The organism is Rhodococcus sp. 05-2255-1e, assembly GCF_002259025.1.
Lineage (GTDB): Bacteria > Actinomycetota > Actinomycetes > Mycobacteriales > Mycobacteriaceae > Rhodococcoides > Rhodococcoides fascians.
In genome coordinates, this window is record NZ_NOZE01000005.1 from 1 (window position 1) to 20,648 (window position 20,648).

The window sequence follows — 20,648 nt, forward strand, 5'->3', positions numbered from 1 at the left end:
CCAACAGGGATGGACCCCACACGCCGTGGGCTGATCAACCACGCACACCACCCCGAAGAAGTGCTCTACCCACCCGACCACCACAGCGACACAGGCGACGAAGAACCACGACAACCCGCCTGACGACCCACACAAGCGTCAGGGCACAGCTCTGTCTGTTGTCAGTACATCGCGACCGACCGCACCGGCGTGCGCGAAAAATAGGAGGGCTCCCGAGTCGGCGCCCGCGTACGGTGACCCCATGATGGTTCTCGCCAGCAGGACTGCGGAGTTGTCGCCGCCGGTCTTCTTCGTCTGGAAGGCACTGATGCGCCCAGATGTGCATCCGAAGAATCAAGGGTTCGCCTGGCCGGTGATGTTCGAGGGTGCCGCTCTGCCGCGCATCGTCGAGAGTAGTGAGTTCGACCGCGTGGTGTGGAGCTCGCCGTGGCCGAGTCTTCCCGACATCCTGGTGCAGTTCGATCTGACCGCAGCAACCCGACTTCGCTGGACGCTGTTGGCCCACACACCCGCCCCCAACCCGCAGACGGTTGAATGGCTCCGCGACCAGGTAAGCCATCTGATCAACATCGACCTACGCAATGCGACTGGACACTGAACTCTCAGCTGTTGCCGCCGTTCACCCCATACGGATAGCGCTTCCCGACTGCGAACCACAGGATCGGGCCGACGATGGGCAGGATCAGTGTCACCACTACCCATGCCAGCTTGATGAGCCAGTTGGAGCCTGTGTCACGGACGATCGACACGAGAGCAATGCCGAAGAGAGCCAATGCAATCGCGCCGCCGGCAGAAGTCATGGTCGCACCTTATGCCTGCGTCGTGGCTAGTCTTGCCCTGAGGTGAAAGGAGTCGGAAGACCATGGATGCTGACGGTAACCCGGCTCTGCCGTTATGGTTCGATCTCGCATGGATGGCTGGGATCGTGTTGTGGCTGCTACTCGTCGGTGTCGCATGGGTGTCGATTCTTCGGAGCAATCAGGCTCGTCGGGGATCCGCGTTCTGGTGGTGTCTGCTCGTGTTGCTGATGCCCATCTCAGGCGCACTGATATGGTTCGTCGCTCGCCCGCGTAAGCCCGATACAGATCAACGGTTGAGTTCGTAGCGGGACAGCCACAGTCCCGGCAACACCTCTTGATTCTGGCTGTGCACGAAGCCGAGTGACTCGTACAGGCGACGGGCCGGGGCATTGTCTCGCCCGGTAGCCACCAGCACACGTTCTCCGGCAATGTAATTCAGTGCCGCGGTAACCAAACCGCGACCGATGCCCTGGCGATGTGCGTGCGGAGCCACCACCAGACGGTCGATCTCGGATCCGGACCACGCTGCGGCACTGAGGATTTCGTCCAGATCGCGCGCGACGAGCCAGTGGACCTGTGCTGCACACAGATCATCCACCGACTCGTGCAGTAGTGGGATGCGGTCGTCGCCGATGAGCTCGGCCTCGACAGCGTACGCACTCCTCTGTACGGCCAGGATTTTCTCGGCCGACAACCGATCCGTCGACGGATCGACCTGCGCTATCTCAATACCGGCCACCAGCGGGCTCGGGCAACGTGTCGAGTGCGGCGAGGTGCTCGGAGCTCAACGTGAGCGAGGCGGCACCGGCGTTCTCGTCCAGACGTGAAGTGCGGCGAGTGCCGGGAATCGGCACCACGTGCTCTCCCTGCGCCAGCACCCATGCCAGGGCCACCTGCGCAGGCGTCGCACCGAGCTCGTCGGCGATGGCCGCGATGGCGTCGACGATGACGAGGTTCGCATCGAGGTTGTCGTGACTGAAACGCGGCAGTCGAGAGCGGAAATCATCTGCAGCGGGTACGGTTCCGCGGAAGTTGCCCGTCAGAAACCCTCGGCCCAGCGGCGAGAACGGCACGAATGCCGCACCGTTGTCTTGCGTCCACTTCAGCGACGTGGCCAGGTGGTCGCGTGTCCACAACGACAACTCCGACTGCACAGCGGATATCGGATGCACCCGCTGAGCCCGATCGAGCTGCTCGACGGTGAACTCCGAAACACCCAGTGCGCGAACCTTTCCGGCCTGCACGGCCTCCGCCATCGCGCCGATACTGTCTTCGACGTCGACCTCAGGATCGGGACGGTGCAGGTAATACAGATCGATGTGGTCGACGCCCAACCGTCGGAGCGAATCGTCGATGGCAGACCGCAGATGCTCGGGCTTGCCGTTGGGGCCGGAAATGACCGGCTCTCCGGCGTCGCCGATGTGGGAGGTCAATCCGCCCTTGGTCGCGAGCACCACCTCGTCGCGTCGACTGCCGATGGCTGCGCCGACGACTTCCTCGTTGGTGAACGGTCCGTACACATCGGCGGTGTCGATGAAGTTCACACCCAGGTCCAGGGCGTGCCCGATGACGCGATCGGGGGACTCCGTTCGGTCGTCTGCCTTGTATGCCCAGGTCATTCCCATGCAGCCCAAGCCGATGGCACCCACCTCGGGGCCGTCGTTCCAGAGGGTGCGGGCGGGGGTGGAGCCTGCGGAACGACCAAGGGGTGGCCAGGGTACTGTGCGTTCGCTCATGTACTCGACCATAGAGAAGTAAATGCGTTGTCGCTTGGACTCACCGGGCGACTAGCATCGCCGCATGGCACTCCCGCACTCGAAGGTGTATTTCGGCGACAGACTGGTCGATGCGAAGGACGCGACACTCGGGGTCGCGACCTCGGCCGTCCTCTACGGCCTGAGTGTCTACACCGTGTTTCCGGTGCAGGTGGACGGAGATCGACGCACCGCTTTCCGGTTGCTCGATCACTACCAGCGACTCGTCGAGTCCTGCAAGATCATCGGCATCGACACCTTCGCGTCACAGTGGAGTTTCGAGCGGTTCGTACAGGCGACACGCGACGTCATCGCCGCCAACGTCCCGACCGACGAGGTGTACGTGCGGGCAACCGTCCACGTCGACGAGTCCATTCCCGGAACACGGGTCCGTGGCCTGCACACGACAGTGTCGATCTTCCTCTATGACGCCAATCCCATTGTGCCGCAAAACGGTATGAGGTTGAAGACCAGTGTGTGGCGTCGCATCCCCGACTATGCGATCCCGTCGCGCGCGAAGGTCAACGGAGCATACGTCAATTCCGTTCTGGCGAAACAGGATGCGATCGACAGCGGTTTCGACGACTGCATTTTCCTCGACATCAACGGACACGTCTGCGAGCTCAGTGCCGCCAACATCTTCCTCGTCCGGAACGGAGTGCTCGTCACACCCGACGTCACCAGCGACATTCTCGATGGCATCAACCGTCGAATGCTCCTGACGTTGGCGCGCGAAGAAGGAATGACGGTTCAGGAACGCACGGTCGACCTCACCGAGCTGTACATCGCCGACGAGGTCTTCGTGTGTGGCACGTCGGCCGGGGTTGCCCCGGTATACGAAATCGACGGCCGCGCAATAGGAACTAAGGAAACCGGACCGGCGACTCTCACTCTGCGGAAGCGTCACCAGGCTGCACTCACGAGCGACGAAGTGCACGGCTGGGTGACGACCCTCTAGCTACGCCGGGCAGGTCGATGCCAGTCCGGCGATCAGTGCTTCGGATGCGGGTTGTAGCAGCGGATCGGTGCCCGGGGTCGGCGCGGCTGTGGTCCAGGCCAGTGACACCTGACGGCTGCCGTCGGGACTCGAGAACTGGAACGTGCGATATCCGAAGCCGTTGCCGCGCTGGCCGAACACCAGCTCACCGGACTCTGGATCGCAGGCGTCGATTCCCAGCAGCAATCCGAGGCCGTAGCCGGAGGGGCTGACCACCTGCATGTCGTCGACTATGTTGCGAGGTAGCAGTGTGCCGTCGAACAAAGCACGAAAGAACGTGTTCATGTCCTCTACGGTGGAGACCACTGCAGCAGCGGCAGACCAGATACTCGCGTCGTATTCGGTGACGTCGGTGTAGATCCCGTTCTCCAGCACGTAGCCGTGCAGTGCATCGCCGGCGATATCGGCGTCGGTGGGGTAAGTGGTGTCGGTCATCTGCAGAGGTTCGATGATCCTGTCCTGCAACGACTGTCCGACGGGCTTCCCATCGAGATCGGCCACGATCCGCCCGAGTAGAACGTAGTTGGTGTTCGAGTAGCTGAACTCCTGGCCCGGTTCACTTGTCCACGGCATGGCCGACGCCTTCGAGATCAGCTCATCATCGGTGACGGAATCATCGGCGCGAGAAGCGATCTGCTGCGCCGTATCGAGTCCGGTGAGGTAGTCGGGTATTCCGCTCGTATGGTCGAGCAGTTGTCGGACGGTGACGGACTTGGACAGCAGGCCCGGAAGGAGTTCGTCGACCCGCTGATCGAGCTGCAGTTTTCCCTCGTCGACGAGCTGCAGCACCACCGCCGCGACCATCGACTTGGTGACGCTTGCAATGCGCACCGGATCGTCGGCACCCGCCGGCTCGGTGCCATCACGCTCGACGAGTCCTGCCGCTCCCGACCAGGAATCCTCGCCGTCGCGCACCTGCGCGACGGCGGCGACGGACCCTGCATCGACCAGGGCGTCCAGAGCCGCCTGGACGTCGTCGGTCCTGATGCTCCCACTCGACGTCGTCGTAGAGGTCGCCTGCACGGCTGAGGGCTCGTCGGACGACGTGCATCCACTGACCAGCAGGGGCGTCGAGACGGTGAGGGCGGCGAGGACTCGTAGCTTGCTCATGGATTCGACACTAACGTCCCGAATCGGACAATTTCAGTGTCAAATGTCAGTGATCCGCGATGCCGGTCACTTCGCGCTCGAATTCAACAGAACCTCGGCCGCAGTCTTTGCTGCAGAGGCGGATTCGGCCAGTTCGGTGATGGCGGCGGTGGTTTGAGCACCCTCGGCGAGAAGTGCGATTTGCAGACCGACGGTCGGCTCGCATCCGTCTTCGACGGCCAAGGCGGTGACGTACTCGATGAAACGTTTCTTGTGCTGATGCGCGGCGTCGGCGACCTCGGGCATGGTTGCGCCCAGTTCGCCGAAGGAGTTGATGAACGCGCACCCGCGAAAGTCGTCCTCTCGGAACCATCGATCCAGGAAGTCGAAGATGGACAACAACTTTCCGCGCGGTGTGTCGTGTCGATCCGCCTCGGCGCGGATCCCGTCGTTCCACTGGGCAGTGCGGCCACGGAGGACCTCGGCCACGATGGCCGTCTTGGACGGAAACAGTGTGTACATGCGTTTGAGGGAGATTCCCGCTGCGGTGCGCAGCTCATCCATGCCGACGGCCTGGATGCCGCGCGCATAGAACAGTTCGTCCGCGGCGTTCACCACCTGTGCCCGTCCGATTTCCGTACTGGTCATCGCTTACCCCTTGCCGAGAGAACCAACGTTCTCTACAGTAGTCCACACACGGAGAGAACGACCGTTCTCCCGCTCGATGCTCAGGACACAGGAAGGCAGGATCATGGCGTACATCAACGTCGGAACCGAGAACTCCACCCCCGTCGAGGTCTACTACGAGGATCACGGCTCCGGCCAGCCGGTTGTGCTCATCCACGGCTACCCGCTCGACGGCAACTCGTGGGAGCGCCAGTCGCGTGCGCTGCTCGATGCCGGCTACCGCGTCATCACCTACGACCGCCGTGGATTCGGGCAGTCGAGCAAGCCCACCGTCGGCTACAACTACGACACCTTCGCTGCAGACCTGGACAAGGTGCTCACCGAGCTCGACCTGAACGACGTCATCCTCGTCGGATTCTCCATGGGCACAGGTGAACTGGCTCGGTATGCCGCGAAGTACGGCACCGATCGCGTCGCCAAGTTCGCGTTTCTCGCCTCGCTCGAGCCGTTCCTGCTACAGACCGACGACAACCCCACCGGCGTTCCGCAGTCGGTGTTCGACGGCATCGAGACCGCAGCGCGCGAGGATCGTTTCACCTGGTTCGAGAACTTCTACAAGGACTTTTACAACCTCGACGAAAACCTCGGCAGCCGCATCAGCGAGGCCACCGTGCGCGCCAGCTGGAACACCGCCACCACCAGCGCACCCGTCGCGGCCTATGCCGTCGTGCCCACTTGGCTCGAGGACTTCCGCGGTGATGTGGAGAAGGTGCGCGAATCGGGCAAGCCGACGCTGATCCTGCACGGCACGGCCGACAACATCTTGCCGATCGATTCGACGGGACGTCCGTTCCACGAGGCGTTCCCCGAGGCGACGTACGTCGAGGTCGAGGGCGCACCACACGGACTGCTGTGGACACACTTCCAGGAAGTGAACGACGCGCTTCTCGCGTTCGTGAAGTAGCACCGACGTCGTACAAGACGCAAAAGAAAGGGACGGCACCGCGGCCGTCCCTTTCGCGTCGGATCAGACCGCGACCACTCCGTCGTGATCGCTGTAGACGATCTCGCCGGGGGTGAAGGTGACGCCGCCGAAGGTCACCGGCACGTTCTTCTCGCCTGATCCCGTCTGCGTGCTCTTGCGTGGGTTCGTCCCCAATGCCTTGACGCCGATGTCGAGGGTGCGCAGAATCGCCGAGTCCCGCACAGCGCCGTTGACGATGACGCCTGCCCAGCCGTTGTCGACACCCCGCCCGGCGATGATGTCGCCGACCAGCGCGGTGTGGATGCTGGCGTCGCCGTCGACCACGAGAACGCCGCCGTTGCCGGGCTCGCTCAACGTCTGCTTGACCAGCAAGTTGTCCTGGAAGCAGCGGATGGTGGTGATGGGTCCGGCGAACTCGGTGTGCTTGCCGAACTGGATGAACTGGGTGTCGCAGCTGCGGATGTCGGGACCGATCTCGTCGGCCAGATCAGCGGTTGCTTTGAATTCCACAGGTGAAGTCATGCGCAGAAGACTAACGTCCGATCGTCAGCCGCGGCCGTGACGTCGCTCGTAGTCGTCCCGGGTGCGGTCGACACGGCTCTGCGCCTTGGCGTTGATCAACTGGGGATCGAGGCCGTGAATCAGCAACCGGTGCCGCCGATATACGTTCATCAGCGCTATCGCGAAGTACACCAGCGGAATGAACAGCAACGCCATCATCGCCAGCGACATCCACAGTGGGCCGGGAATCAGCAGGAACAGCAGCAGCAACGGGATGACGGGAACCGTGAATCGAGCCAGGTAGCGCACCTGGGCACCGTTGCCGACGAGGTCGTTTCGGACCCAATCTTGCATCGACGGGGGCAGGACCCGACCGAACGAGTACCCCAAAAATTGCACAGGACTGGGCTTCGTACGTTCGGTCGTCATCGCGCCATGCTAGTCCTACATCAGTTGGTACAAGTCACCGTTGACTGCGAATATTCTCATATGTGACGATAGCGTCAGTTCGGACCGGGTGGTGTCGACGACAAGGACGTGGACCGTGATCGACCGCAGAACCTTGCTCGGCGCGCTCGGTGCAGCCACGCTCTCGGGAGTCGCCTTGTCCGCAGCGACCGCGTCGGCGTCACCGACGCCTGCCGCCGGGGGAGTAGTGGACGTGCACTCGCACATGGTCCCCGACTTCTACCTGCGGGAAGCGCTCGCGTCCGGCATCGTCTTTCCCGACGGCATGCCGAAGTGGCCGTCCTGGTCGGTGACCGAGCATCTGCAGATGATGGACCGGTGTGGGATCGACAGGGCGATCCTGTCCGTGTCGAGCCCTGGGGTGCACTTCGGCAACGACGGCCAGGCTTCCGATCTGGCCCGACGGGTCAATGACTTCGGAGTCGGAGTTGTCCAGGGTCAGCCACGCCTCGGATTCTTTGCGTCGCTGCCCCTTCCGAACGTCGTCGACTCGACGGTCGAGGCCATTCGGGCTCTCGATCAGCTCGGTGCCGACGGGGTCACCGTGATGTCGAACGCCGGCGGCATGTATCTCGGCAACGCCATGCTTACGCCGTTGCTCGCGGCGCTCGATGCGCGTTCGGCGGTGGTCTTCGTGCATCCCACCTCGCCGCCGAATGCAGCTGCGGTAGCGCTCGGTAGGCCCGCTCCGATGGTCGAATTCCTCTTCGACACAGCGCGAACCGTCATCGACTTGATTCTGCTGGGCGTGGTCGATCGGTTCCCTCAGATCCGTTGGGTGTTCACTCATGGCGGCGGAGTGCTGCCGCTGTTGGCAGATCGGGTCGACTTCTTCCGGACGCAGGTCGGTCTCGGTACCCCGTCGACGCCGAATGTACTGCAGCGCTTGTGGTTCGACCTCGCCGGTACGCCGGTTCCGCGGCAGCTGCCGGCGTTGCTGTCGGCGGTCGGACCCGATCGTCTGGTCTACGGCAGCGACTTCTGCTTCACCCCGATCGGCGCGGTGCAAGAACAACTGCGATCACTCGACGCCGGTGCCGCGGACGGTGGACTGGAGAACTGGCGCGCCGTCACATCCGACAATGCCCGCAGTCTGTTGAGTGTCTGATCCGTACGGGAGTTCGATGAAAGCACAAGCACTACAACCGTTCTCAGAGCACTGGGATTGGCAGATGAATGCCGCTTGCCGCTCGCGTCAACCCTGACGAGCAGCGTTCGCCCGGACATCTACGCCCCGGGTCGGAATCCGCACCTCCTGCAGGGGGTGCGGATTCCGAAAAGGGGTGCGGATCGAGACGCGTCAGCTCTGACGAGCGGCGTTCGCGACGATGACGTCACGGAGATACTGCGCCAAACCGTCGGCGATACCGTTGTAGTGCTTGGCAAATCGCTCGTCGGCGATGTACATCTCCGCCAGGTTCACCTGCATCTCGTAACCGCAGTCGTAGTACCGCTCGATCGACGCGCGATGACGCTCGGCCAGTACCCCGGCTTCGGGGGAATTCGGCGACACACCCCGCTGCATCGCGGCAGCGAGATCGGCTTCGAGGAGGTCCGTCTCTTCCTTGACGGCCTTCCAATCGTCCTTGGTGAACGACGCCGTACGCTGCTGCGACTGCTTCCACTCGTCGGTTTCGCCCCAGCGCTGCTCGGCCTCCTCGGCGTATTCCTCGCCGGGCCAGTTGTCGCCGAAGATCTCTCGCTGCTCCTCGGGAGTCAATTGCATACCCATCTTCTTCGCCTCCATCATCTTGTCCACGGCCGCAGCCATTGCGTGCAAGTGGTCGATCCGCTCGCCGAGCAGGTCGCGCTGCCGCCGCAGATGCGCCATCGCGTCGACGGCCGGGTCGTCGAGCAACGCTGCAATGACCTCGAGCGGGAACCCGAGCTCGCGGTAGGTCAGTACCTGATGCAGCCGTTCGACATCGGCCGACGAGTACGTCCGATAGCCCTTGGGGGTTCTGCCCGACGGCACCACCAACGCGATCTCGTCGTAGTGATGCAGCGTTCTGACGCTGACACCCACCAACTTCGAGACCGCGCCGACCTGCATGCCGACCTGGACGTCAACCGAACTGTTCGCGGACGAATCACTCACGAAGGACACTGTGCTGCCTCCCGTGGCGTGAGGGTCAAGACGAAGAACGATTCGTTATGGACCTCTAGCGAATCACACGTTCGCAACCCGAGGTGGGTACTCCGGCCAGGCGTTGTGCCAACCAATCGTAGGCACCGGGACGGCCGTTGGTCTGGGCCAGCGAATGATCCCCGGGAATCTCTTCGAGTCGGACCGACGCCCCGGCCGCGCACCACTGATCCTGCACGGCCTCGGCACCTTCTTTGGGAATGAGGAAGTCCTGCAGGCCCTGGTAGATGTACACCGGCGCGTCCGGCTTCGTCTGGCCCATGCGGTTTTCCTCGACGACGGCCGTGGTGATCGGATGCGCGAAGACGTCCGGGACGTTGGAGAGATTTCGCTGGTCCAACAGCAGTAGTCCGCTGTAGGACAACACATCCACGCATTGATCCTTCTGTGCCAGCGCCAGTCGCTTGCCGTTGTCGTTGGCGAGCTGCCGCATCTCCGGGTACTCCCGGGACAGTCCGATCGTCGCCGCAGTGAACAAGCCCGACCCGATCTGACCGTTCAACGACGTCTGCAGAATCTTGTAATCGGTGGGCGGACCGCCGAACGCGACTCCGGCGATGTTCAGCTCGGGTGCGTACTCGGGTGCCAACTGCGCCGCCCAGCCCGAGGCGATCGCACCGCCGGAATATCCGGTGATGCCGATGGGTGCATCCGCGCTCACGCCTGCAGTCCGGGAGGCACGCAGACCGTCGAGCACGGTGTGCCCCGACACGAGACCGGCCGAATACGCCTGACGCGGCCCCTGATAATCCGTCATCACCACGGTGTAACCGCGGCCGAGGAGGATCCGGACCTGATCGATCTCTTTGTTGTTGCCCCGCGGGAGGGTGTACGACGGCGCGCACGTGTTCCCGAGTGAATCCGTCGCCTCGTTGTATGCGATGACGGGGCGATCTCCACCACCGGTCCACGGCGCAGTGGGAGTCAGCACCGTCGTCGCCGCTGCGATGGGACGATTCTTCGAATCGGTGGAGCGGAAGAGCAATTGGACGGACGAGGCCTCGGGCGTCACCGCGACATCGCGTCGAGCGAGGACAGTGCCGGGCACGAGATTCTCGTATCCCGCCGGCGGATCGAACCACGGATCGCCGAGTGACGAGGGGAGATACGCAGCCGGATCGCTCGGCGGAGCAATGAAATCTTGGACCGGATCTGCCTGCGCAGACCCCGCGAATGCCACCATCAGTGCTGCTGCTCCGGCCAGAACTAGTGCCTTGCGCATGGATTCCCCACCCTGTTGCTTCCGAACGCCCCGACGTCGGAGTAGACCACCGCCCATCGTGCCACAGGGCCAGGGAACATCGGCCCTGTGAACTGAGCCGAAGACCAGGTAGGTTGTCTGTTACTCCGAACACTACTCATCAGTAGGGATGCAAAAATGCCTGCTCCGTCCACTGCGACCTTTTCCCGGCTCGCTGATCTCATCGCCATTCCCGACGCGGACTCGCGTCCCACCAAGACGATCACCGAGGTGTTCACCGGTAAGGAGCTGGCGACCATTCCGGTCGGTACGGCTGCAGATGCCCTGGCTGCGATCGCGCGCGTCCGCACCGCCCAGGCGGTCTGGGCCAAGCGTCCGGTCTCCGAGCGCGCAGAGATCTTCCACCGCTACCGCGACCTGGTGCTCGCGCACCGCGACGAGCTCATGGACATGGCGCAGGCCGAGACGGGCAAGTCCCGCGCCGCCGCCCTCGAGGAAGTCCTCGACATCTCGATGACCTCGCGGCACTACGCACGCACCGCCGCCAAGCTGCTGGCCCCGAAGAAGGTCACCGGCATGCTTCCCGTGCTGACCAAGACTCGCGTTCGGTACCAGCCCAAGGGCGTCGTCGGAATCATCTCGCCGTGGAACTACCCGATGACTCTCGCGGTGTCCGACGCCATTCCGGCGCTGCTGGCCGGTAACGGCGTCGTGCTCAAGCCCGACAGCCAGACGCCGTACTGCGCGCTGGCCTGCGTCGAGCTGCTCTACAAGGCCGGTCTGCCCCGCGACCTGTTCGCCGTGGTCCCCGGCCCCGGCTCGGTGGTGGGCACCGCAATCGTCGAGAACACCGAATACGTCATGTTCACCGGCTCCACGGCCACCGGTCAGCTCCTGGCCGAGCAGGCGGGGCGTCGACTCATCGGTTTCTCCGCCGAGCTCGGCGGCAAGAACGCCATGATCGTCGCCAAGGGCGCCAACCTGCGGGAAGTATCCGACGCGGCAGTGCGCGCCTGCTTCTCCAACTCCGGTCAGCTCTGCATCTCCATCGAGCGCATCTACGTCGAGAAGTCGATCGCCGCCGAGTTCACCGAGAAGTTCGGCCAGCGGGTACGCAACATGACCGTGGGTGCCGATTACGAGTTCGGCATCGAAATGGGCAGCCTCATCTCCGAGGACCAGATCAAGACGGTCTCGGCGCACGTCGACGACGCCAAGGTCAAGGGCGCGACGGTCGTCGCGGGCGGCAAGGCGCGTCCCGACATCGGCCCGCTGTTCTACGAGCCGACGTTGCTGACGAACGTCACCGAGGACATGGAGTGTGCGGCGACCGAAACCTTCGGGCCGTTGGTGTCGATCTACCCCGTCGCGGACGTCGACGAAGCCATTGCGAAGGCCAACGACACCGACTACGGATTGAACGCAAGTGTCTGGGCCAAGACGAAGGCTCAGGGCGAGGCCATTGCGGCACGTCTGCACGCGGGCACGGTCAACGTCGACGAGGGCTACGCGCCGACGTGGGGCACCACCGGTGCACCGATGGGCGGAATGGGCGTCTCCGGCATGGGCCGCAGGCACGGAAACGAGGGACTGCTCAAGTACACCGAGCCACAGACCATCGCGACGACCCGCCTGCTCAATCTCGGTGGACCGCGCGGACTTCCGCCGAAGCTGTGGGCAAAGATCATGCCTCCCTTCGTCAAAGCGCTGAAGTACATACCCGGCCGGTAGTAGTCGGTAGACGGACGAGAAAAGGCCCCGCACTCCCTTTCGGGTGTGCGGGGCCTTTCGCTGTTCTGTGGCAGATCAGTTGACGCTGTGGCCGTTCAGTCCGGCGTTGGCGTAGTGATTGTGGCTGTCGGGAATGTGGTTGTCTCCCAACACCCGAGCCACCTGCTGCTCGCTGAGTCCGAGTCGGCGGAGTCGCTCGCACACTGCATCGAAGTCGAGCATCTTGGCGTCGAGCTCCTGTTGCAGCTCGATCACCTCGGCGCGAATGGCCTCGGCCTCGTCGAGTGCGGTCAACGTGTCCTCGGGCTGGGGCAGCAGCAGCGTGAGCAGTCGATCACGGGCATCGGTGCTCAGTCCATCGAAGGGACGCTGACCCGGCTGAGCCTCGTGGCGACCTTCGTTGCGACGCTCGAAGCGCCGTTCGTTGCCGTACTGCGCTCCGACGTAATCCTGAGTCGCCCCGAAGGACGGGATCTCGGCGAGCTGCTCCCGACGCTCGGGCTGTGCCTGAGCAGCACCGTCGAGATCGTTCTGGTCCAGATCGGTCTTGTCCAGATCGGCGACGGGTCCCTGCGCCGGTGCCGACGCGATGTCGATCGTCTTGCGCAGCGGGCGGTTCGGGATGAAGACCACTGCGATGAGCGTGACGATCGCAACGAAGCCGGCGATCATGAAGATGCGTCCGGTCGCGTCGCCGTATGCGGTGCGGATGACGCTGACGATCGGAGCCGGCAGTGCCGTGAGGTCGAGCGATCCGCCGCCTCCGGCCGAACCGTCCACACCGAGCTGCGCCAGACCGGCTGCCGACTTCTCGGCGACCCGGGTTGCCAGCAGCGAACCGAGAACCGAGACGCCGATCGCTCCGCCGAAGGTACGGAAGAAGGCAACCGTCGACGATGCTGCACCGACGTTCTGCACACTGACCGTGTTCTGCACTGCGAGAACGAGATTCTGCATCAGCATGCCGGTACCGAGACCGACGATGGTGATGAAGATGCCGACCGTCACCAGGCTGGTGGCGTGGTCGATGGTGCCCAGCAGCAGGAATCCGATGACCAGCAAGATGGAGCCGGTGACGATGAACGGCTTCCACTGACCGAACTTGGTGATCAGCTGACCGGAGCCCACGGAGGCGACGAGCATGCCGAACACCAGTGGGATGGAGAGCAATCCAGCTTCGGTGGGGGTGTAGCCGCGAGCAGTCTGGAAGTACTGGCCGAGGAACGTGGTGGCTCCGAAGAGGCCGACGCCGACCGCGATGGACGCGATGATGGCCAGGCCGGTGGTGCGCTCGGTGACGATCTTGAGCGGGATGATCGGCGACTTGTGTCGAGCCTCGACGATGATCGTCAGGACGAGCAGCGCAACTCCGCCGCCGACGAGGTACGCGGTCTCACGAGAGATCCAGGCGTAGTAGTCGGCCTTGCCTGCGAACGAAACCCACACGAGGAGAACGGACACGCCTGCGGTCAGCAGAAGTGCGCCGAGCCAGTCGATGGAGACGTTGTCCTTGCGGACGGTCTTGATGTGCAGCGTCTTCTGCAGCAGGCCGAGGGCGATGACAGCCAACGGGACGCAGACGAAGAAGCACCAGCGCCACCCGAGGGGGCTGTCGACGATGACGCCGCCGAGGATGGGGCCACCGGACATCGATACGGCCATGACGGCACCGGTGTAACCGGAGTAGCGGCCACGATCACGCGGGGAGACGATGGTTCCGATGATGGCGATGACGAGTGCCGTCAGGCCACCCATGCCGATGCCCTGCACCACACGTGCGGCGAGCAGCACCGGAACGTTGTGCGCGAAGCCGGCGATGAGCGAGCCCGCGACGAAGATCAGAATCGAGCTCTGGACCAGGACCTTCTTGTTGAACAGGTCGGCGAGCTTGCCCCAGATGGGCGTCGACGCGGCGTTGGCCAGCAGTGCGGTGGTGATGACCCAGGCGTACGCGGTCTGCGAACCCTTCAGGTCACCGATGATGGTCGGCAGTGCGGTCGAGACGATGGTGGTGCTCAGCAGCGCGGTGAACAGCGCGGCCAGCAGACCGGTGAGGGCTTCGAGGATCTGGCGATGCGTCATCGCATCGGGATCGGCGACTGCCTGATTCGGCGGATTCTCCGCGGATGTGGTGGTCATGTCTTATCTCGCAATCAATTCAATGCGGGCCACGTCCTGGTGCTGGGCGTGGGCGTCTTCGGTGAACGTGTCGTTGAGCTTGCGGATGGAATCGAGAGCATCCAGTGCTTCGGTTTCACTCCACTCGCTCAACATCTCTGCCAGGCGACGAGCTCGCCTGTCCCAAATCTGTTTCAGTCGAGCCTGGCCGTCGTCCGACACGCAGACCCGGGACGCTCTTCTGTCGTCCGGATCGGGATGCCGATCGATGTAGCCGAGTTCGACGAGGTCCGCGATCTGCCGGCTGAGGGCGGACTGGCTGACGCAGAGCCTGCTGGCGAGGTCGGTCTGTCTGCATTCACCCTCTGTCGCGAGGATGGCCAGAACTCCGGTCAGCGCCTGCGGCAACGGTGAATCCTCGACTCCGGTGGTCACGGCCCGCTTCAGCGTGCGCCCGAAGAGGAAAACCTCTTCGACGAGCGATTCCGCTGTCGTGGATTGAACTGCCATGAGTACTCCAACGCTGAGTTCGATTTACTTGCTGTCTGCAACCATATATATACATACATGCGCTAAGCAAACAATATTCCTGTCTGGTGGGTCACAGCGTCGTGGCGAGGTGGGGCCGTGGTGGGGGATCGGCTCCCCCGATCTGGATTCCAGCCTGCGATCGGCGGCACAAATCCGAAGCTGGGGAGCCGATCTGGGGCCCAGGGGAGGGCGATACAGTCCGAACATGGACGTTGTGCGCGCGATGCCCCTGCTCACGGTCACCGATCTCGATGCGGCGCTGGACGCGTATGTCCAGGTCACCGGCATGGAGGTGGTGATGAACCACGGTTGGATCGCCACACTTGCGTCACCGGGAGACAGCACCGCGCAACTGAGTCTGATCACCGTCGACCCCACCGGCCCGGTGAATCCGTCGGCGTCTCTCGAAGTGGACGACGTCGACGCGGCCTACCGCGCCGCGGTAGATGCGAATTTCGAGATCGTGTACGAGATCACCAACGAGGAGTGGGGCGTGCGCCGATTCTTCTTCCGAGACGCAGGCGGCAACGTGGTGAACGTGCTCGCGCACATGTGAGATCAGCTGGGCTGCAGCAGTTTTCCTCGCCACACGCCTCGGAGGGTTCGAGTAGCGACAGTGATCCAGGCCGTCACGAGTACGACGTACAGCAGTACGGCAAGGGCACGGACCGCGCCGAAATCGAGGGCATTGCCCAGTGCGGTCGCTCCGGTGACGCAGGTGCCGATCGGGAACGTGAACGACCACCACGTCAGTGAGAAGCTCAACCTCCTCCGTGCCGCGTGCACTGTCAGCGCAGTGGCCAGCGCGAACATCAGCGCGCCGAATCCGCCCATGATCAGTCCGTAGCCGATCCCGACCACGTGCAGCCCGACGGCGATCGACGACTGTGTCTCGGTGAACACCGTCGCTGCATCGGTGCCCAGCAGATTGGCCGCCGTGACCGACTGGCCGATCAACCCCAGCGTGATCCAGACCGTCGGAGCCGCGTCGACGCACGGCAGACCGCCGTGCAGCAGGCGTCCGTAGATCAACGTCATGGTGAGCATTCCGACGATCAGCGACAGCCCGAACATCGCGTAGCACGCGCACAGCAGCGCCAACCGCCACTGGCCGTCGGGCAGGTGGGGAAGCAACAATGCGCCGGTCGACGCCGAGACCATCGGCGGAACGACGGGCATCAACCACGCCGGCAATGCCGTGACCTGCTCTCGGGGACCGGCCGTAATCATGCGAAACGGCACCGCGACGCTGGTGAGCAGGCCGGTGATCGTGCCGACGACCCAGAGGACTGCGAACAGTGCCGTGGCCGCCGTGGGACCGACGAGGTCTCCGCCGAGCAGGTCGGCCCCGGCACCGACGGTGAGCAAGGCCATGGGCGGTGCGCCGTAGAACTGCATCATCACCGGGTGCTGCGCGTAGTCGACTGCGCGTGCGCGGTAACCGATCCAGTGCCGCACGAACGCCGCGCCGATCACTACGAGTGCACCCGCAGCGAGCACCCAGACGACGACGGCGAAGACGCGCAACGCAGGAAGGTCGACGGGCAGTGTGGCGGCCGCGGTGGCGACGATGCCGGTTCCCATGACGGCGGCGAACCAGTTGGGGGTGATGTGCTCGACGGTCCGCCTGCGCGACAGCCGGGGTGCATACGAGACGGACTCGAGGACGGTCATGACTTCACTGTGCGCGACGCGGCCCACGTCCGGTAGACAGCAATTCGCTAGCCAGCCATAACTGAAGATTATGACTGGATGGACCCAGCGACCGTCAGAAGTTCCGCGGCCGGGCCGCTGGGCTCACGGCCCGATCGCCAGATCGCGCGCAAGTCTCTGTGCAGGGACAGATCGGGGAGCGGCACTCCGATCAGACTGCCCGCCGCCAGCTCCGTCGCGACGGCCAGTGAACTGAGGACGGCACCGCCGATCCCCGCCGCCACAGCTGACTTGATGGCCGTCGTCGACGACACTTCCAGCAGAGGAGTCGTGGGCGGGCCGAAACCTGCTGCAGCAACCGCACTCTCGTACACGGACCTGGTTCCCGACCCGGCCTCGCGGGTGACCAGCGCCGTCTCGACTACCTGCTCGGTCGACGGTGCAGTGTGTGCCCACGGATGTCCGGGTGCCACGACGAGAACCAGTTCGTCGGTTGCGACGGTGCGGTACGTGAGTTCGGCCTGGACACTGGGGTTTTCGATGAACCCCAGGTCTGCGTCTCCGGCGAGCACCGTCGCGGCGACCACCGCCGAATTGCCCGAGCTCAGCGTGGGCACGATCTGGGGCAGCGTCGTGTGCAGTGTGACCAGCCATCGCGGTAGAAGGTACTCGGCGACAGTCTGACTGGCCGCGATCTGCAGGTGGCCGATGCGCTCGGCGTGCAGCGTGGCGATCGCCGTCGCCAAGTCCTCGGCCGACCGGACGACCGGCGCTGCCCAACTCGCGACCAGCTCGCCGAACTCGGTCAGCACCGTTCCGCGTGCGCCCCGCTTGAACAACGGCGCTCCGACGCGACGCTCCAGCGCGCGAATGCGAGAACTTGCCGCGGGCTGCGACATGCCGTGGGCGTGTCCGGCACGGCCGATGCTGCCGAGCTCTGCCACCGACAGCAACAAATCGATGCTGGTGAGATCGGCAACGTGAGGGGGAAGCGGCACAGGTCGAGCCTACGGCGACGGGAGTCAGAAGTCGCTGAACAGGTCCAGCTCGGCGTCGGACTCGGGTAGGTCCTCTGGGTCTCCGGGGTCGTCTGGATCCTCGGGATCGCTACGTTCGTGCAGCACCGAACCCACCAGGGCGGTGACGTCGATGGCCGCGGGATCGGGAATGGGGTGACCCTCGACGAAGGCGAGTCGCTCCGCAGACAAATACGCCAGCCGCACGGCCTGCACCACCAGGACGCGTCGCAGACCCTCGGACACCTCACCGCGCTCGCGAGTGACCGCAGCCAATCGGGAGATGGTCTCCGCGCGTCGCGCGATCCGAATGTCGGGGTGACCGCGCTCTATTCGGGTCTGCTCGGAGATCAGCGACCGCCGCAGTGACGCAGGCAGAGTGATGGGCTCGGAGACCGGCGGGATCTTCTCGTTCAGGATCGCCTTGTGACGCGACCTGTCGATGGCCTCGAGGTACGCCGTGTACTCGTGGGCATTCAAGTCTCGTTCAGCTGTGCGGAATTGTTCTGCGCCGTCGGACTTCTTGAGGTCCTCGTACTGCCAGAGCGGCCAGATCTCGATCTCCGCGACCTCGAACACGTCCAGCACTCGCATCGCGACGGCGTCGGTCCGCTGATTGGTCAGATGCCGCTGCACCCGAACGCTGAGCTTCTCCTTGGTCTGCCCCACGTAGATCGGCTCGCCGTCGTAGTCGTAGAACGCATACACGCCCCACTTGGCCGCCGACCAGACGCGCCCTCGATCGTCCTTCTCGCTCAGCACTTCTCGCAGTGCAGCTCGAAATGACTGCACATCGTCCGCAGGCAGACTGCTCTTGCGCGGCGCGACCGCCGACGCCCGCAGCGAGGACTTACCGTGACTGGACATGCGCAGCAGTTCCATTCGGCGCGATGGAACCGAGTGTCCCGTTCACCAGGGGCATCAGGTAGTGCTCCGCCAGCCACGCGACCACCGGAACGCACACCGCATCACCGAAACCGAAGAGCGCCTGGTTGTTTCGCAGACCGCCGAGCGTGTAGCCGCCGGCTCCCATCAAGCGGGCGTACTCGAGAGGCGTCATCCAGCGCACCTGCAACCGGCCGTGGCCGATCTTGACCACCGCCTGCTTCGACGACCCACCGCGCGCAGTACGCAGGCAGCCGGAGATGTCGTCGGGGCGGGCCTCCCACACCGCGACGCCGTTGCGGGTACGACGGTAGGCGGTACGGTAACTGACCTTGCGCGCCTTCTTCAGAATCTCGATGCGCTGCAACTGAATCGGAGACAACGAGCGTACGAACGCGTCGGTGCGGTCTGCATCCCACCAGCGCTCGTCGCGATAATCCATCCGCTCGACCAGATCGCCGAGACCACTGGTCAATGGGATCGGCGGGCTGGGCAGCGGAGCCCGATGCGTCGACAGCGTCGAATCGCCGTAGACCGCCTGCAACCAATCCGGACGCAGTTCACTGTTGGGATCGCGGGCATCCTCCGGCGGATGTTGCGCACCGATCAGGAACAAACGAGGACGGGACTGCGGGACGAACCGTCGAGCATCGATGGTGAGGACGTCCACCGAATAGCCGAGTTCGTTGAGCTCACGGACCGCAGCCGCCAGATCGTCGCCCCCATGACTGGTGGCCAGACCGACGACGTTCTCCAGCGCGACCACCTCGGGACGACCGTCACCCATTTCGTCCAACACCCGAGTGAAGTGCCGAAATGTCGAGGAGTTCTTGCCCGCGAGACCGGCCCGGCCCCCGGCCAACGACAGATCGGTGCACGGAAACGACGCCCATGCCAACGACAGACCGTCCGGCAGATCGCCGCCGCGCGTGCTGGCGACATCCCCGAGCTGGAAATGGGCCGCGTCGTCACCGAAGTGTTGGCGATACATGTGGTGCTTGTCGCGCTCGATGTCGTTGGCCCAGCACACCTCGAAACCGGCCTGCTCCAAGCCCATTCGCACCAAACCGATACCGGCGAAGAACTCGGCGACCGTGGGAATCCGATCGCGCGCGGACACCGAGGAACCACCCGGCACCACAGTCAACTTCGGCATGCACTCAGGCTAGTACAGAGCCCCGACAGACTCGCTTAGGCCGTGGTCGCCAACGCCGCCGCCAGTCCGAACGCCACCGTCAGCAGACAGACATGAGCGGCAGCTCGTCCCACCGAGTAGTCCGCCGTGGAGCGGTGCGCAGTGGCGGTCGGCAACCACGTGCGGCGGATCCGAGATGCCAGGGCCACCAGGATCACGGTCATCACGACTTTGGCGAGAACGATTCGGCCGTAACCAGTCTCGATCGCAGCCGCCGGGCTCTCCAACTTCAGTACCGCGTCGAATACGCCCGTCAGGGTCACCCCGACGACGCACCACAGCGCGATCCGGGAGTAGGCCGGTAAAAGCGTCGCCCAGGCTGTCTTGGTCCGCAGACTCAGCGCCATCGCGCCGAGCACACCGAGCCACACCGAGGCGCACACCACATGCACGGCAACGGCAATGGACCCGAATGCGAATTGCGACATGTGTCCGGTGATCGGTCGCGCGACCAGGGCCAGCGCCGCCGACGTGACCACGGGAACCGGGGACCAGGATGCGTCTCGTCGATATCCGAGAACGCCCATGGCGCACAGAACGAGCGCGAGGAGCACCGTCGTCGCGCCGAGTCGACCGACGGAGATCGACGCGACGAAGGCCGCAAATGCACTCGGCGACAGCGCCGTCACTGCTCGGCCCTCGGCCTCGGCTGCGGCCGCTGCCAACAGGACGAACTCGGCCACCGCCCACAGACCCGACAGGAACCCGATCGACCGCCACATCACCAGCGAGTCGAGGGCGGGGCGTCGAGATGCGGAATTACCGTCCAGGACAGCGAGAATTCCGAACCCCAACACCACCGAACCCGACGCGACAGCGATGACGCGGAGCCACGACGACCCGCTGGGAAAGGTGGGGTACGCCAGTGCGAACGCTGCCGCGACCCCCACCACCGCCGAGGCTGCGGCGGCGAGCACGAGCCGAACGCTCCTCTCGCTCACCGCAGCCACG

Annotated in this window: 23 protein-coding genes; 7 read left to right on the top strand and 16 right to left on the bottom strand. The window is 64.2% G+C overall.

Annotated features, from left to right (window positions below; all coding sequences use genetic code 11):
* The first annotated feature begins 241 nt into the window (after positions 1-241).
* Positions 242-598: a hypothetical protein gene (locus CH262_RS01490; RefSeq protein WP_052056619.1), complete on the top strand. Its 357-nt coding sequence runs from the start codon at positions 242-244 to the stop codon at positions 596-598.
* A gap of 4 nt (positions 599-602) precedes the next feature.
* Here the strand turns inward: CH262_RS01490 and CH262_RS01495 are convergent, their stop codons facing one another.
* Positions 603-800, bottom strand: coding sequence for a PLD nuclease N-terminal domain-containing protein (locus tag CH262_RS01495; RefSeq protein ID WP_032366706.1), 198 nt, complete (start codon positions 798-800; stop codon positions 603-605).
* 113 nt (positions 801-913) lie between these two features.
* Here CH262_RS01495 and CH262_RS28385 point away from each other — a divergent pair, with 113 nt between their 5' ends.
* On the top strand, positions 914-1,105 hold the full coding sequence (locus tag CH262_RS28385; protein ID WP_032371728.1) for a PLDc N-terminal domain-containing protein: 192 nt from the start codon (positions 914-916) through the stop codon (positions 1,103-1,105).
* On the opposite strand, the gene CH262_RS01505 is transcribed toward CH262_RS28385, so the two are convergent.
* Positions 1,087-1,539: a GNAT family N-acetyltransferase gene (locus CH262_RS01505; protein WP_052056621.1), complete on the bottom strand. Its 453-nt coding sequence runs from the start codon at positions 1,537-1,539 to the stop codon at positions 1,087-1,089. The genes CH262_RS28385 and CH262_RS01505 overlap by 19 nt on opposite strands.
* On the bottom strand, positions 1,526-2,536 hold the full coding sequence (locus tag CH262_RS01510; protein ID WP_052056683.1) for an aldo/keto reductase: 1,011 nt from the start codon (positions 2,534-2,536) through the stop codon (positions 1,526-1,528). The genes CH262_RS01505 and CH262_RS01510 overlap by 14 nt, the downstream gene beginning before the upstream one ends.
* A 64-nt stretch (positions 2,537-2,600) precedes the next feature.
* Here CH262_RS01510 and CH262_RS01515 point away from each other — a divergent pair, with 64 nt between their 5' ends.
* Positions 2,601-3,512 (top strand): aminotransferase class IV, encoded by a 912-nt coding sequence (locus CH262_RS01515; protein WP_179274886.1) that lies wholly within the window; start codon positions 2,601-2,603, stop codon positions 3,510-3,512.
* On the opposite strand, the gene CH262_RS01520 is transcribed toward CH262_RS01515, so the two are convergent.
* Together CH262_RS01520 and CH262_RS01525 are read right to left on the bottom strand one after the other, a co-directional pair.
* A complete protein-coding gene (locus tag CH262_RS01520; protein ID WP_052056623.1) occupies positions 3,513-4,661 on the bottom strand; it encodes a serine hydrolase domain-containing protein in 1,149 nt (382 codons plus the stop codon).
* Positions 4,662-4,727: 66 nt separating this feature from the next.
* Positions 4,728-5,288: a TetR/AcrR family transcriptional regulator gene (locus tag CH262_RS01525; RefSeq protein WP_032366709.1), complete on the bottom strand. Its 561-nt coding sequence runs from the start codon at positions 5,286-5,288 to the stop codon at positions 4,728-4,730.
* A gap of 103 nt (positions 5,289-5,391) precedes the next feature.
* Here CH262_RS01525 and CH262_RS01530 point away from each other — a divergent pair, with 103 nt between their 5' ends.
* Positions 5,392-6,231, top strand: a complete 840-nt coding sequence (locus tag CH262_RS01530) for an alpha/beta fold hydrolase (RefSeq protein WP_032385325.1) — start codon at positions 5,392-5,394, stop codon at positions 6,229-6,231.
* Between the two features lie 63 nt (positions 6,232-6,294).
* On the opposite strand, the gene rraA is transcribed toward CH262_RS01530, so the two are convergent.
* Both rraA and CH262_RS01540 read right to left on the bottom strand, forming a co-directional pair.
* The gene (rraA, locus tag CH262_RS01535; protein WP_027494882.1) at positions 6,295-6,774 is read right to left on the bottom strand and encodes a ribonuclease E activity regulator RraA; all 480 of its coding nucleotides are present in this window, start codon (positions 6,772-6,774) and stop codon (positions 6,295-6,297) included.
* A 24-nt stretch (positions 6,775-6,798) separates the two neighbouring features.
* Positions 6,799-7,182 carry a DUF5313 family protein gene (locus CH262_RS01540; protein ID WP_032385326.1) on the bottom strand — a complete coding sequence of 128 codons (384 nt, stop codon included), beginning with the start codon at positions 7,180-7,182 and terminating at the stop codon, positions 6,799-6,801.
* A gap of 115 nt (positions 7,183-7,297) precedes the next feature.
* Between CH262_RS01540 and CH262_RS01545 the strand changes: the two genes are divergently transcribed.
* Complete coding sequence (locus CH262_RS01545; protein WP_230591050.1) at positions 7,298-8,329, top strand: amidohydrolase family protein; 1,032 nt, start codon at positions 7,298-7,300, stop codon at positions 8,327-8,329.
* Positions 8,330-8,521: 192 nt separating this feature from the next.
* Here CH262_RS01545 and CH262_RS01550 read toward each other — a convergent pair whose 3' ends face one another.
* On the bottom strand, positions 8,522-9,274 hold the full coding sequence (locus CH262_RS01550) for a MerR family transcriptional regulator (protein ID WP_032385443.1): 753 nt from the start codon (positions 9,272-9,274) through the stop codon (positions 8,522-8,524).
* Between the two features lie 109 nt (positions 9,275-9,383).
* A complete protein-coding gene (locus tag CH262_RS01555; RefSeq protein WP_032385327.1) occupies positions 9,384-10,589 on the bottom strand; it encodes a lipase family protein in 1,206 nt (401 codons plus the stop codon).
* A 156-nt stretch (positions 10,590-10,745) separates the two neighbouring features.
* Here CH262_RS01555 and CH262_RS01560 point away from each other — a divergent pair, with 156 nt between their 5' ends.
* Entirely contained in the window at positions 10,746-12,299 is a 1,554-nt protein-coding gene (locus tag CH262_RS01560) for a succinic semialdehyde dehydrogenase (protein ID WP_032385328.1), read from the top strand.
* A 75-nt stretch (positions 12,300-12,374) separates the two neighbouring features.
* On the opposite strand, the gene CH262_RS01565 is transcribed toward CH262_RS01560, so the two are convergent.
* Positions 12,375-14,438, bottom strand: a complete 2,064-nt coding sequence (locus CH262_RS01565; protein WP_032385329.1) for an MDR family MFS transporter — start codon at positions 14,436-14,438, stop codon at positions 12,375-12,377.
* 3 nt (positions 14,439-14,441) lie between these two features.
* Complete coding sequence (locus CH262_RS01570; RefSeq protein WP_032385330.1) at positions 14,442-14,927, bottom strand: MarR family winged helix-turn-helix transcriptional regulator; 486 nt, start codon at positions 14,925-14,927, stop codon at positions 14,442-14,444.
* A 226-nt stretch (positions 14,928-15,153) separates the two neighbouring features.
* Here CH262_RS01570 and CH262_RS01575 point away from each other — a divergent pair, with 226 nt between their 5' ends.
* Positions 15,154-15,504 (top strand): VOC family protein, encoded by a 351-nt coding sequence (locus CH262_RS01575; protein WP_032371721.1) that lies wholly within the window; start codon positions 15,154-15,156, stop codon positions 15,502-15,504.
* Between the two features lie 2 nt (positions 15,505-15,506).
* Here CH262_RS01575 and CH262_RS01580 read toward each other — a convergent pair whose 3' ends face one another.
* From CH262_RS01580 to CH262_RS01600, 5 genes are all read right to left on the bottom strand, one after another.
* Positions 15,507-16,622: a TDT family transporter gene (locus CH262_RS01580; RefSeq protein ID WP_032385444.1), complete on the bottom strand. Its 1,116-nt coding sequence runs from the start codon at positions 16,620-16,622 to the stop codon at positions 15,507-15,509.
* Between the two features lie 68 nt (positions 16,623-16,690).
* Positions 16,691-17,599: a LysR family transcriptional regulator gene (locus CH262_RS01585; protein ID WP_032385331.1), complete on the bottom strand. Its 909-nt coding sequence runs from the start codon at positions 17,597-17,599 to the stop codon at positions 16,691-16,693.
* Between the two features lie 24 nt (positions 17,600-17,623).
* The gene (locus CH262_RS01590) at positions 17,624-18,484 is read right to left on the bottom strand and encodes a GIY-YIG nuclease family protein (protein WP_052056688.1); all 861 of its coding nucleotides are present in this window, start codon (positions 18,482-18,484) and stop codon (positions 17,624-17,626) included.
* A complete protein-coding gene (locus CH262_RS01595; protein ID WP_230591051.1) occupies positions 18,468-19,658 on the bottom strand; it encodes a DNA cytosine methyltransferase in 1,191 nt (396 codons plus the stop codon). The genes CH262_RS01590 and CH262_RS01595 overlap by 17 nt, the downstream gene beginning before the upstream one ends.
* Positions 19,659-19,693: 35 nt before the next feature.
* A complete protein-coding gene (locus tag CH262_RS01600; RefSeq protein ID WP_143547041.1) occupies positions 19,694-20,638 on the bottom strand; it encodes a copper resistance D family protein in 945 nt (314 codons plus the stop codon).
* Between the last annotated feature and the right edge of the window lie 10 nt (positions 20,639-20,648).